The sequence below is a fragment of the Flavobacterium geliluteum genome (genome assembly GCF_017948595.1).
GTDB classification, from domain to species: Bacteria; Bacteroidota; Bacteroidia; order Flavobacteriales; family Flavobacteriaceae; genus Flavobacterium; species Flavobacterium flavipigmentatum.
Map to the genome: position 1 here is coordinate 91,365 of NZ_JAGFBV010000006.1, position 13,007 is coordinate 104,371.

The 13,007-nt window shown below is 36.4% G+C and carries 6 protein-coding genes and 1 pseudogene; 1 reads left to right on the forward strand and 6 read right to left on the reverse strand.

Annotated features, from left to right (window positions below):
- Positions 1–6 precede the first annotated feature (6 nt).
- The 5 genes and pseudogenes from J3495_RS05345 to gltB all read right to left on the reverse strand — a co-directional run bounded on the left by J3495_RS05345 (position 7) and on the right by gltB (position 10,579).
- Entirely contained in the window at positions 7–1,194 is a 1,188-nt protein-coding gene (locus tag J3495_RS05345; protein ID WP_210665541.1) for a hypothetical protein, read from the reverse strand.
- Positions 1,195–1,638: 444 nt separating this feature from the next.
- Positions 1,639–2,181 carry a hypothetical protein gene (locus tag J3495_RS05350; protein ID WP_210665542.1) on the reverse strand — a complete coding sequence of 181 codons (543 nt, stop codon included), beginning with the start codon at positions 2,179–2,181 and terminating at the stop codon, positions 1,639–1,641.
- Between the two features lie 475 nt (positions 2,182–2,656).
- Positions 2,657–3,877: pseudogene (gene lysA / locus J3495_RS05355) on the reverse strand (diaminopimelate decarboxylase); the annotation flags it as partial.
- Positions 3,878–4,437: 560 nt separating this feature from the next.
- Positions 4,438–5,892 (reverse strand): glutamate synthase subunit beta, encoded by a 1,455-nt coding sequence (locus J3495_RS05360; RefSeq protein WP_210665544.1) that lies wholly within the window; start codon positions 5,890–5,892, stop codon positions 4,438–4,440.
- A gap of 169 nt (positions 5,893–6,061) precedes the next feature.
- Positions 6,062–10,579, reverse strand: coding sequence for a glutamate synthase large subunit (gene gltB / locus J3495_RS05365; RefSeq protein WP_210665545.1), 4,518 nt, complete (start codon positions 10,577–10,579; stop codon positions 6,062–6,064).
- A 416-nt stretch (positions 10,580–10,995) separates the two neighbouring features.
- Between gltB and sucC the strand changes: the two genes are divergently transcribed.
- A complete protein-coding gene (gene sucC, locus J3495_RS05370) occupies positions 10,996–12,189 on the forward strand; it encodes an ADP-forming succinate--CoA ligase subunit beta (RefSeq protein WP_210665546.1) in 1,194 nt (397 codons plus the stop codon).
- Positions 12,190–12,434: 245 nt separating this feature from the next.
- On the opposite strand, the gene J3495_RS05375 is transcribed toward sucC, so the two are convergent.
- The gene (locus J3495_RS05375; protein ID WP_210665547.1) at positions 12,435–12,899 is read right to left on the reverse strand and encodes a DUF1456 family protein; all 465 of its coding nucleotides are present in this window, start codon (positions 12,897–12,899) and stop codon (positions 12,435–12,437) included.
- Positions 12,900–13,007: the final 108 nt, after the last annotated feature.

Genomic DNA, 13,007 nt, shown 5'->3' on the forward strand with positions numbered 1-13,007 from the left:
ATCTGTTTAGTCTCGAAATCTATTGCGAACAATAATATCTTTTAGTTTGGCTTTCAGATCTTCGCCCGTATCATACACCATTTGCTCGTTGTTAGGAAAAGGCACAGAACGTTTGTCAAAATACGTCATATAATTGTCTTCGCAAGCACTTTTGTCTCCTTTGTAAGTCGAATAAATATTCTCAAAAACATACTCGCTCACGACCGGAAACGATTGTTGCAGCTCGTTTCTTCTTACATCAATAAAATCTACTTTGGCCGTGATCTGGCACGATTTAAACTGTCTAAACTCATAAATATTAGCACGTAGTAATCTAAAGTTATCTACTTTTATTTCTTTGCCCAAACTATCTTTTACAGGTTTTCCACGGCTGTCCAGAAGTGTTTTTAGACCGTCTTTAACCTGCTTTTCTTTTATAAATTCTTTTTCTTTAATCTGCTCAGGCGAAATATTAATTTGCTTAAAATTGATCACCATACTATAGTCGTACGTAACATTTTTTTGTTTAGCACTGTGGTAGACCGTCCATTTATCGTTTAGTCCGTAGGTTTTAAAGTCTAATAAATCATCCTGCAGCTGCTTCGGAATCACCATATTGGTTTCGTTCTTCGCATACACATTTACAAAGTCAGTTCCTTTAAACTGCGCATCGTCCATGAGCTTTTTGGTATTTTTATAACCGGGATTTATACCTTCTAAATAAGCAAAATCATCATACGCTTTTCTAAAATCCATCTTATTATTAGACTTCAAAAGCGCCGACGCATTCTCATACAAATATTTAGAAAGTGCATTTCTGCTGCTCACAATCTGATCTGAATAATTATCAAACGGAAAATATGCATTTTTTCCCTGCTTCAATAAAGGCAAAGGCAATAAAGGCCTTATTTTCTCCTGACGGTTGTTCAATTGCAAGTAAGTGTTGTAGATACGTTCTGCATTGGCAGGATTCGCCTCTTTTACCATCATATCGAGATTGCGCAAATCCCGATCTTTTGCTTTAGCAAACGCTTCTTCTAGCAAATACACATAATCTTGCTTTCCTTTCGACTCTTTTTTGGTGCGCAATGCCTCTACAGCGCGATCAATAGCGCCGTCATAATTACCATCGCTCAACAGTGATTGAGTGGTTTTTACCCCACAAGAATAAAGCGTTAAAAATAATATAGAAAATAGTAAAGTAATTTTTTGCATAACTGGAACTTTTAATGCTGTAAATATATCAGTTTTAGATCAATTGAGATACAACTGCCTCATGATTTTAAGTTTCAGAAGCACAAATTTTATTTCCATAATGACGTCTCGTCCCGCTGTACGCTAAATCTTTTGTGGCGAACCCCGCCACAAAAGGATATCGCTACCATCAGGGCTAGTTTAGAAGTCTCGTTTTCATAAGGGTAGAGGTGCTTTGCTAAGAGCTATTTTACCCCAATGTTTCGACGTTATCACTCAGTTTTTAGGTTCTGTACTGAATTTTTTAGGTCTTGAACCTAAAGTTTTAGGTTCGCAACCCAACCTAAAAACTTCATGATTAGACCTAAAAAAGACTGTAAAAGGCTTAATCACTCCTGTTAAGTTGAATAATTCTATTACGTAAGTTACTGTTTATTGCGACATGTTTGCACATTTAAGATCCTATCAAATGTGGGTATGTACTAGCAAGATTTCGCCACCTAATTTATGTCGAAACGCCGTAAGAAACTCGTCTGTAAAGTTCGGCCAATTCCAGAAGGTAAACCCCAAGTCACTAAATGCCCAAACGGGTAAAAAGGAAAATTTCTGAATATCAGTCGCAACCTTGCACAAAGGACACGTTAGCGTATCGCTTTTATTTTCGGCCCAGTCATTTAAGAAGTCCCAATCTTCAGATGCAATGTTTTGTTTGCAGTTCGGGCAAATGCATTCGTCTATACCGGTTTCACCCGCATGAAAAACATTTCTTTCAGTAATAATTTCCAAACCATTGGTGATTAGGTTAAACGGTAATTCATCTGGAAGATTGGTTACTTGTTTTGCACCATGAGAGATTGAATAACCATTATTGCTGCTTAAAATACAATCTGTAAGGGTTGGTTTGACAATATCCTGCGAAATCAGCCAAGTCAAAATTTCTTGTGCTTTGATGTTTTTGTCTGGATAACTGGATTGCCTTGGAACTATCGAAATACTATGGTCACTCATTTTTTGTCTTTTGGGTTTTTGGTAGCGTTATAAAATTATGATTAACTTGTATATATAAACTATGCAATGGCTCATAATAGTCCAAATTTGCTGGCTTTGGATTAAAAAATTATACATTTTATCTTTACTAAAGTACTATTTTTTTGTAATAAATTAACTGATGAAATTTTATATCGTTATGAAAACGATTGCCGCGTAAGGGATAGAGGCGGTATCCTTTTGCCGCCGAAGTAAGGCAAAAGATAAAGCCGAAAGCCCGACCCGGAGGGATACGCCCAAAAAAGTAGTATTGGTTTTGAAGTAGTTGGTCTTGAGGATTTCGATCGAAGATTTTGCGTGATTTCTAATGAAGAAAAATTGTAAAATGTTTAGGATGACGAAGGGTAAAAGGAATAAAGATATTTTTTAAACAAAAAAAATCCTGTCTCAAGTTGAAACAGGATTTTTACAATTGATATTCTTTTTTCTTTTATTTTTAAACTGTTGCCGTTTCTGGCAACGGAATTTGATTTTTAAGCAAATCTTCAAAAGTTTCGTGGGCACGAATTAGGATTCCCTCACCGTTCATCCATAATACCTCGGCTGGTTTGTATCTCGAATTGTAATTAGAAGCCATAGAAAAACAGTATGCTCCGGCGTTTCTAAAAGCCAAGATGTCGCCCTCGGTAATCTCTTGAATTCTGCGGTTGCTTGCAAAAGTATCGGTCTCGCAAATATAGCCTACCACAGAGTAAAAACGCTCTTTTCCTTTTGGGTTCGAGATGTTTTCGATATGATGTTGCGAACCATAAAACATTGGACGGATCAGGTGATTGAAACCACTATCGATTCCGGCAAAAACCGTTGAAGTTGTTTGTTTTACTACGTTTACTTTGGCTAGGAAGAAACCAGCTTCGCTCACTAGGAATTTTCCTGGTTCGAAAATTAGGGTTAGATCTTTGCCGTATTCTGTACAAAAAGAGTTGAATCTTTTGGATAGTTTTTTACCTAATTCTTCGATGTCAGTTTCGATATCGTCTTTTTTGTAAGGTACTTTAAAACCGCTTCCGAAGTCTAAAAATTCTAGTTCTTTGAAGTGTTTTGCTGTATCAAACAGAATTTCGGCTGCGTATAAGAATACTTCGATATCCAGAATATCAGATCCTGTGTGCATGTGAATCCCAACAATGCTCATTTTGGTATTCTCGACAATGCGCAAGATATGCGGCAGTTGATGTACCGAAATTCCGAATTTACTATCGATATGACCTACTGAAATATTGGCATTTCCTCCTGCCATAACGTGTGGGTTGATACGGATACATACCGGAATTTGAGGATATTTGGTTCCGAATTGCTCCAGAATAGACAAGTTATCGATATTGATTTGAACGCCCATTGCGGCAACTTCTTCAATTTCTTCTAATGAAACCCCGTTGGGTGTAAAAAAGATTCTGTCTGGTTCGTAGCCAGCATGAAGACCTAATAAGACTTCTTGAATAGATACAGTATCTAATCCAGACCCCATGTTCTTTAACAACTGAAGAATTGCAACGTTGGAGAGTGCCTTCATGGCATAATTTACTCTTAAGTTTTCTACCTTCGAGAAAGCTTTTGTTAATCTGTCATACTGAGATTGGATTTTCTCGGCATCATAAACATATAAAGGACTTCCAAATTGATCTGCTAATTGCAGTAAATCTTTTGCTTGCATTGTTAAACTATTTTGAGCAAATTTATTACTCTTTTGATGAACTGCAAATTAATTGTAGAAAAATAACAAATTATAACAAATTGTTTAATTTTTAACAAAAAGTTGATTAAAAAAGATTTTTGTAAATCTTTTTTAAGATGCTAAGTTACTAAGAATCTAAGTTACTAAGTTTTTTGCCACGAATGACATGAATTTATGCGAACTTTTATTTTTAAAGTTGAGTTATGCGTTTTTGTGATTAGTTAAAATTGGTGTCATCGTGGCAAAGAAATCCTTTTAATCTGCGAAATCTGTGGCAAAAAAAAAAGTTGCTAAGGTTCTGATTTGCTAAGTTTTTTGTTAAAGATTGTTTCATTTTTTCCCACAAATTCCACGAATCGCCCGAATTAATTACGGTACATAAAAATCAACTCAATCTACATTAGTGAAAATTAGTGTAATTCGAGGCAAAGAAATCATTTTAATCTGCGAAATCTGTGGCATAAAAAAAATCGCTAAGATTCTAAAGTATTTAAAATAAAACTCAGAACCTTAGCGACTCAGTATCTTAGAACCTTAAAAAATCACAAACTCGGTAAATCTCCATTTCCTTTGGTTGGCAAATTGGTTGATCCCATTAGGAACAAATCTACTTCTCGTGCAGCTTCGCGGCCTTCAGAAATAGCCCATACAATCAAAGATTGGCCTCTTCGCATATCACCAGCTGTAAAAATATGAGGAACATTCGTTTGATAATTGTTTGCTTTGTAGTTGCTTCTCATATCGATTTCGAGACCTAATTGCTCGCTTAGCGTTTTTTCAGGACCTGTAAATCCTAGAGCCAATAAAGCCAAGTCGCAAGGCCATATTTTTTCAGAGCCTTCTTTTTCGATTAATTCAGGTCGTTGTCCTAGAGTCATTTTCCATTGTACTTCGACAGTTTTTAGTCCCACTAGTTCTCCTTTTTCATTTGATAAAAACTCTTTGGTATTGATTAGCCAGTTTCTGCCACAACCTTCTTCGTGAGAAGAGGAAGTTTTGAGCTGTAAAGGCCAGAAAGGCCAAGGAGTAGTTTCGCTTCTTCCAACAGGAGGTTTTGGTAAAATCTCAAAGTTGGTTACAGATTTTGCTCCGTGTCTGTTAGAGGTACCTACACAGTCTGAACCTGTATCACCACCACCAATTACAATAACATCTTTGCCAGTTGCTTTTACCTGATCTGGAATAGATTCTCCGTACAAAACTTTGGTTTGCTGTGTCAAGAAATCCATTGCCTGCACAACGCCTTTGCTTTCTATTCCTTTCGTTGGCAAACTTCTTCTTTCGGTAGCGCCACCGCATAATACGATAGAATCGAAAGTATTAAGTTCTTCTACACTAAAGTTAACACCAACATTTACATTGGTTTTAAAAGTGATTCCTTCTGCTTCAAGGATTAAAACACGTCTGTCGATGATTCCTTTTTCTAATTTGAAATTCGGAATTCCGTAACGCAATAAACCTCCAATTGCATTGTCTCTTTCAAAAACAGTAACGGTATGACCCGCTCTATTTAATTGTTGAGCAGCTGCCAAACCAGCAGGTCCTGAACCAATAACAGCAACAGTTTTGCCTGTTCTGGTTAATGGCGTTTGTGGTTTGATCCAACCTTCGGTAAAACCTCTTTCGATAATGTTTTTTTCAATGTTTTCGATTGCCACAGGCTCTTTTATAATGCCCAATACACATGATTTCTCACATGGAGCAGGGCATAAGCGACCTGTAAATTCCGGAAAGTTGTTTGTAGATTGCAGAATTTCTAAAGCGCTTTGCCATTCTTCCTGATGCACCATGTCGTTAAAATCAGGAATTAAATTTCCTAACGGACAAGCACTGTGGCAAAAAGGAATGCCACAATCCATACATCTCGATCCTTGTTCTTTTATTTTATCTTTCGCTAACGGAATCGTAAATTCATTATAGTTCGAAACACGTTCTATAACCTCAATATTACTTTCGTCGGCTCTGTTATATTCTTTAAATCCGCCTATTTTACCCATGACATTTTAATTAAATCTAAATGATAAATTTTCAATTTTAAAAAATTCCAAATCCCAATTTTTTTAACCGCAAAGGGCGCAAGTTTTTTAATTTTTGCTTCTTTGAGAGTTTTAAGTCCGCAAAGCTTTGAGGTTAATTTCAATATAAAATCTAAAATTCTAAAATCATTTATCCAGCTATTAATTCTTCTATTTTTTTCTCTTCAGCAATTCTTTGTAATGCTTTTTTGTAATCAGTTGGCATTACTTTTACGAAATGATGCTGCTCATTCTCCCAGTTTTCTAAAATTCTTTTTGCTAATGGACTGCTGGTGTACAGTGAATGATTTTTAATCAATCGTCTTATTTTTACCACATCTTCTGTTTCGATAGGATCAAAGGCAACCATTTCCATGTTGCATAAAGTCGCATCAAATTTTTGATTTGGATCATAAACATAAGCCATACCACCGCTCATACCTGCTGCGAAGTTTCTTCCTGTTTTTCCTAAAACAACGACAGTACCACCTGTCATGTACTCGCATCCGTGATCTCCAATTCCTTCTACAACCGCAGTTGCTCCAGAATTTCTAACACAAAAACGCTCTCCGGCCATTCCATTAATATAAGCCTCTCCGGTAATAGCTCCGTAAAGGGCAACGTTCCCGATAATGATGTTTTCTTCAGGTTTGAAGGTAGCTGTAGGAGGGACTTTGATAATCAATTTTCCTCCGGAAAGGCCTTTTCCTAAATAATCATTACAGTTTCCGTGAATTTTAAACGACAAACCATTGGTAGCAAATGCACCAAAACTTTGTCCTGCAGAACCTTCAAAATCAACCAAAATAGTGTCTTCAGGCAAACCTTGAGCGCCATAGATTTTTGAGATTTCATTACTCAAAATAGCGCCTACAGAGCGGTCTGTATTTTTAATTTTAAAGGTAACTCTTGTTTTTTCCTTTCTGTAAATAGAAGGAATCGCTTCTTTTATAATATCAAAATCCAATACGTTTTCTAAATGATGATCTTGCGTAGTCGTATTGTGATTCGGAACCGTTTTTGCTTTTTCTGGTTTGTATAAAATAGAAGATAAGTCTAAACCATTGGCTTTATAATGTTTAATCGCTTTGTTTACATTTAATTTCTGCGATTGTCCCACCATTTCTTTTAAGGTTCTAAAACCTAATTGTGCCATGATTTCTCTTAATTCCTCAGCAATAAAATACATAAAGTTGATCACGTGCTCTGGAGTTCCCTTGAAATTTTTTCTCAATTCAGGATCCTGAGTAGCAATACCTACAGGACACGTATTTAAGTGACAAGCTCTCATCATAATACAGCCAGAAGCAACAAGAGGAGCAGTAGCAAAACCAAATTCTTCGGCTCCTAATAAAGCGGCAATGGCAACGTCGCGACCTGTTTTCAATTGTCCGTCACATTCTAGAACAACGCGACTTCTTAAATCATTTAAGATTAGAGTTTGTTGTGCTTCGGCTAAGCCAAGTTCCCAAGGAATACCAGTGTGTTGCAATGATGTTAAGGGTGCAGCACCAGTTCCTCCGTCATAACCTGAAATCAAAATCACATCTGCTTTCGCTTTTGCGACACCAGCAGCAATGGTTCCAACTCCAACTTCTGAAACTAATTTTACGTTGACACGTGCTTCACGATTAGCATTTTTTAAGTCGAAAATTAACTGAGATAAATCCTCGATAGAATAAATATCGTGGTGCGGCGGAGGCGAAATCAAACCTACATAAGGCGTAGAATTTCTGGTTTCTGCAATCCAAGGCACTACTTTTTCTCCTGGTAATTGACCACCTTCTCCAGGTTTTGCACCCTGAGCCATCTTGATTTGGATTTCTTTAGCATTCGTTAAATAGTTAATCGAAACGCCAAATCTACCAGAAGCGACTTGTTTGATGGCACTATTTCTAGAGTCTCCGTTGATTTCTTTCTGGAAACGTTTAGGATCTTCTCCGCCTTCTCCAGAATTACTTTTTCCTCCAATTCTGTTCATGGCAATGGCCAAATTTTCGTGTGCTTCTCTACTGATAGAGCCGTAAGACATCGCACCGGTTTTGAATTTTTTTACAATTTCTGTCCAAGGTTCTACTTCATCAATAGAAATTGGATCTAAATTATTAAATTCGAATAAACCTCTAATAGTCATTAGGTTTGAGCTTTGCTCGTTTACCATGTTAGAGTATTCTTTATAACTTTCCGGACTGTTTAAGCGAACAGCCTGCTGTAATTTTGCAATAGTGGTGGGGTTAAACATGTGTTTTTCGCCACCACGTCTCCATCTGTAAATTCCACCTATTTCCAAAGGCAATAAATTGGCAATCTTAGAATTTGGAAATGCTTTTTGGAAACGTTTCTTAACTTCTTTTTCTACTTCCATCAAGCCAATTCCTTCGATTCTGGAAGGAGTGTAAGGAAAATATTTATTGGTGAACGTTTTATTGAGACCTAAAATCTCAAAAATTTGAGCAGCTCTGTACGAATGCAACGTAGAGATACCAATTTTGTTCATGATTTTAAGGATGCCTTTTGCGATTGCTTTGTTGTAATTTACAATAGCATAATCGGCTTTTACGCCCGTTATAAATCCTTGGTTTACTTGATCATGAATGATTTCGTTTACCATGTATGGATTGATGGCACTTGCTCCATATCCGAATAATAAAGCAAAATGATGTGGCTCACGTGGCTCAGCAGATTCGATTATGATGCCGAATTTAGAGCGAACTTTTAAAAAGTTTAAAGAGTGATGAATGTAAGAACACGCCAATAACATTGGTATTGGAGCCATTTCTTCGCTTACGCCTCTGTCTGAAAGAATTATAATGTTGCAACCTTCAGAAACAGCTTTAAAAGTAGCCTGAACACATTTTTCAAGTGCGCGCTCCAAACCATTAACTCCTTTTTCTATTTTATATAAAGTAGAAATAGTAGCCGATTTAAAATCAACGTGATCAATGTTTCTTACTTTATCCAAATCTTCATTTGAGATTACGGGATTTTGGATTTTTAATTTTTTACACTGTTTTGATTCAATTTCAAAAATATTAAAATCACCACCAATCGCTAAACTAATATCGGTAATGATTTCTTCACGAATACCATCCAAAGGCGGGTTGGTTACCTGAGCAAATAATTGCTTGAAATAGTTGTACAATAATTGTGGCTGATCAGATAAAACGGCCAATGGCGTATCGTTACCCATAGAGCTGATGGCCTCGCCACCCTGACTTCCCATTGGGTTAATGATTGTTTTTAAATCTTCTATAGTATAACCAAACAGACGCTGTCTGGTTTGAAAATCAAGTTTTTCAACAGGAGTAGGGTTGTTGGTATATGGAATTTTAGCCAGTGGTAACAAATTGGCATCGATCCATTCTTTGTATGGACGCTTGGTTACAATAGCTTTTTTGATTTCGTCATCTTCAATAATACGACCTTCATTCATGTCAACCAAGAACATTTTTCCAGGCTCTAAACGACCGTGTTGCACCACATCTTCAGGTTCTACATCCAAAACACCAATTTCTGATGACATGATCACGAAACCGCTTTTTGTTAAGGTATAGCGAGAAGGACGCAATCCGTTTCTGTCCAGTAAAGCACCAATTACATTGCCATCTGTAAACGGAATAGAAGCAGGGCCATCCCAAGGCTCCATGATACAAGAGTTAAATTCGTAGAAAGCTCTTTTCTCTGCAGACATGGTTTGGTGTTTTTCCCAAGCCTCCGGAACGACCATCATCATGGCTTCTGGCAAGGAACGACCCGTCATTAGTAAAAGTTCGATCACCATATCCATAGAAGCAGAATCTGATTTTCCTTCCAGAATAATAGGGAACAATTTTTTGATATCAGCTCCAAAAACTTTGCTTTCCATCAATTCCTCACGAGCACGCATTCTGCTTACGTTTCCGCGAAGAGTATTAATTTCACCATTGTGACACATGTATCGAAAGGGCTGCGCCAGCTCCCATGACGGGAAAGTATTGGTTGAGAAACGTTGGTGAACTAACGCCAAACGCGTCACCAAATCCGGATCTTTTAAGTCAATATAGTACCTACTAATGTCTTCTGGCATCAAAAGACCTTTGTATATAATAGTTGTAGTCGATAAACTAGAGAAATAAAACATGTGGCTTTCTGAGGTTTTAGAGCCTCTTATAGCGTGTTCGGCAATTTTTCTAGCTGCAAAAAGTTTTGCATTAAACTCTTGTTCTGTTAACTCCTGACCGTTTTTGCTAACAAAAACCTGTTTAACTGTTGGTTCTTTTTCTGCGGCGATTTGCCCTAAATTTTCAACGTCAACAGGGACATCTCTCCAACCCAGAATTTTTAAGTTTTGATCCTTAATGGTAGATTCGAAAGCATTCATACAAAAAGCAGCCTGATTTTTACTTTTCGGTAAAAAAACCATTCCTGCTGCATATTCGCGTGTTTCAGGGATTTCAAAATCACATACTTTTTTAAAAAAAGCATGTGGGATGTCAAATAAAATTCCAGCACCGTCTCCAGTTCTTCCATCAGAACTAACTGCACCACGATGTTCCAGTTTAATTAAGATATCCAATGCCTTATGAATGATGTCGTTAGACTTAATACCATTCAAATTACAAATAAATCCTGCACCACAGTTGTCGTGTTCAAATTCAGGCAGATAAAGCCCTTGTTCTTTAACTTTCATTCTTGATATTTTTTTTACAAAAATAGAGATTTCGTTAAATATAATGTATTGAAAATGTAATTCGGCTTACATTTTTGTAGTAATATTAGAAAAACGATTCTTAAATGATAATAATTTCGTAGAAAGCATTGCGAAATGATAAAATCACAATATGTATTGAATTATTTTAATGAAATACCTTTCTGAGGCATTGAAATCACTGGTTTTTTTGTTAAATTTCAAACGAAATAGTGTTTTTTAGTTAACAATTTGAATGCAATAGTTTAACTATTTATTTTCTTCAAAGAGTAATTATCTTTTAATGTGAAGCAGGATGATTTTTTTAATTGAAAAAGATTTTACTTTTAAGTTGAATTTTGCTATTTTTGTCCCACTTTTATTCTGAACTAACTTCAGAACCAGACAAATTCTATATTATGAACATACACGAATATCAAGGAAAAGAAATTTTAGCGAGTTACGGAGTACGCATTCAACGCGGAATTGTGGCTAATAGTCCAGCTGAAGCTGTTGAAGCTGCGAAACAATTAACTGCCGAAACCGGTACAGGATGGCATGTTATAAAAGCACAGGTTCATGCAGGTGGACGTGGAAAAGGTGGTGGAGTTAAGTTAGCTAAAAACTTGCAACAAGTTGAAGAAATTGCCGGACAAATCATCGGAATGCAATTGATTACACCTCAAACTTCTGCCGAAGGTAAAAAAGTAAGCACAATTTTAGTTGCAGAAGACGTATACTATCCTGGTGAAAGTGAAACTTCTGAATTTTATGTTTCTGTTTTATTGAATAGAGCTACAGGTCGTAACATGATCATGTATTCTACTGAAGGTGGAATGGATATCGAAGAAGTTGCGGAGCATACACCACACTTAATTTTTACTGAAGAAGTAGATCCTTCTGTTGGATTGCAAGGTTTTCAAGCAAGAAGAATTGCTTTTAACTTAGGTCTTTCAGGAAATGCTTTCAAAGAAATGGTTAAATTCATCGATTCATTATACAATGCTTACATTGGTTCTGATGCTTCTATGTTTGAAATCAACCCAGTTTTGAAAACTTCAGACAATAAAATTATGGCTGTTGATGCTAAAGTAAATATCGATGATAATGCTTTATACAGACAACCAAAATACGCTGAGATGAGAGATATCCGTGAGGAGAATCCAATCGAGGTTGAAGCTAAAGAAGTAGGTTTAAATTACGTAGATCTTGACGGTACTGTAGGATGTATGGTAAATGGAGCTGGTCTTGCAATGGCGACTATGGACTTAATTAAATATGCTGGTTTTGAACCTGCAAACTTCCTTGACGTTGGAGGAACTGCTGATGCAAAACGTGTTGAAACGGCCTTCCGTATTATCTTAAAAGATCCTAACGTAAAAGCTATTTTGATCAATATTTTTGGTGGAATTGTTCGTTGTGACCGTGTGGCGCAAGGAGTTGTAGATGCTTACAAAAATATGGGTGATGCTATTAAAGTGCCAATTATCGTTCGTTTGCAAGGAACAAATGCTGAAATTGCAAAAGAATTGATTGACAATTCAGGTATGCCAATTTTATCAGCTACTCAGTTTCAAGAAGCTGCTGATCAGGTTCAGGCTGCACTTTCTTAATCAAACAAGAAATCAATTATATAAAAACCATCCTTAAAGGATGGTTTTTTTTTGGAAATATTTTAACCGCAAAAAAATACAAGGATTCTATAAAAAAGTTAGCCACAGATTACATAGATTAAGGTAGATTTTAAATAATCCTTTTAATACTGATAATCTGTGGCTAAAAAAACTTTGCGTTTATGAGAGCTCAATGCAGAGCTCAATGCCAGATTAAAATCCTAGCGTTCTTTGCGGTTAAAACGCTATTTTTTATTCTTACCGTTTTTGTAAACAACTTTTTCTACAACCTGAATTTTAGGAGTAGCTTTTGAGTTGTTTTTCTTGAAAGGTTTTTTGGCTGCGGGCGCTGATTTTGAAGGCGCTTTGTCGCCTCTTCCTTTTTCTGAATCTTTGGCACTCGCCTTAAATTCAGGTCTTTCTTTTGTGCTCTCTTTCTTTGGAATCTCCGCTTTATGTTTCGCTAAAACATCATTTGGGTTTTTAGGATTTTCTTTCGTTCCTCTCAAATGAATAACCAATCCGTTTAGAAAGTTACGCAAAACCTGATCACCGCATTCCATGTAATTTTCATGATCTTCAGCTCTAAAAAAAGCGCCTAATTCTGACTTTGAAATTCGAAAATCTACTAATTCTAAAATTTCAACTATTTGGTCATCACGGAGCATCAAAGCCACGCGAAGTTTTTTTAAGATATCGTTGTTTGTCATCGTTTAATTTTTTACAAAGGTACGTTTTAAAAGTAATTTGATTACATTTTATTGAGCAAGGGAGCTGTTTTTTGCTACGAATCGCACTAATTTTCGCTAATTAAATTC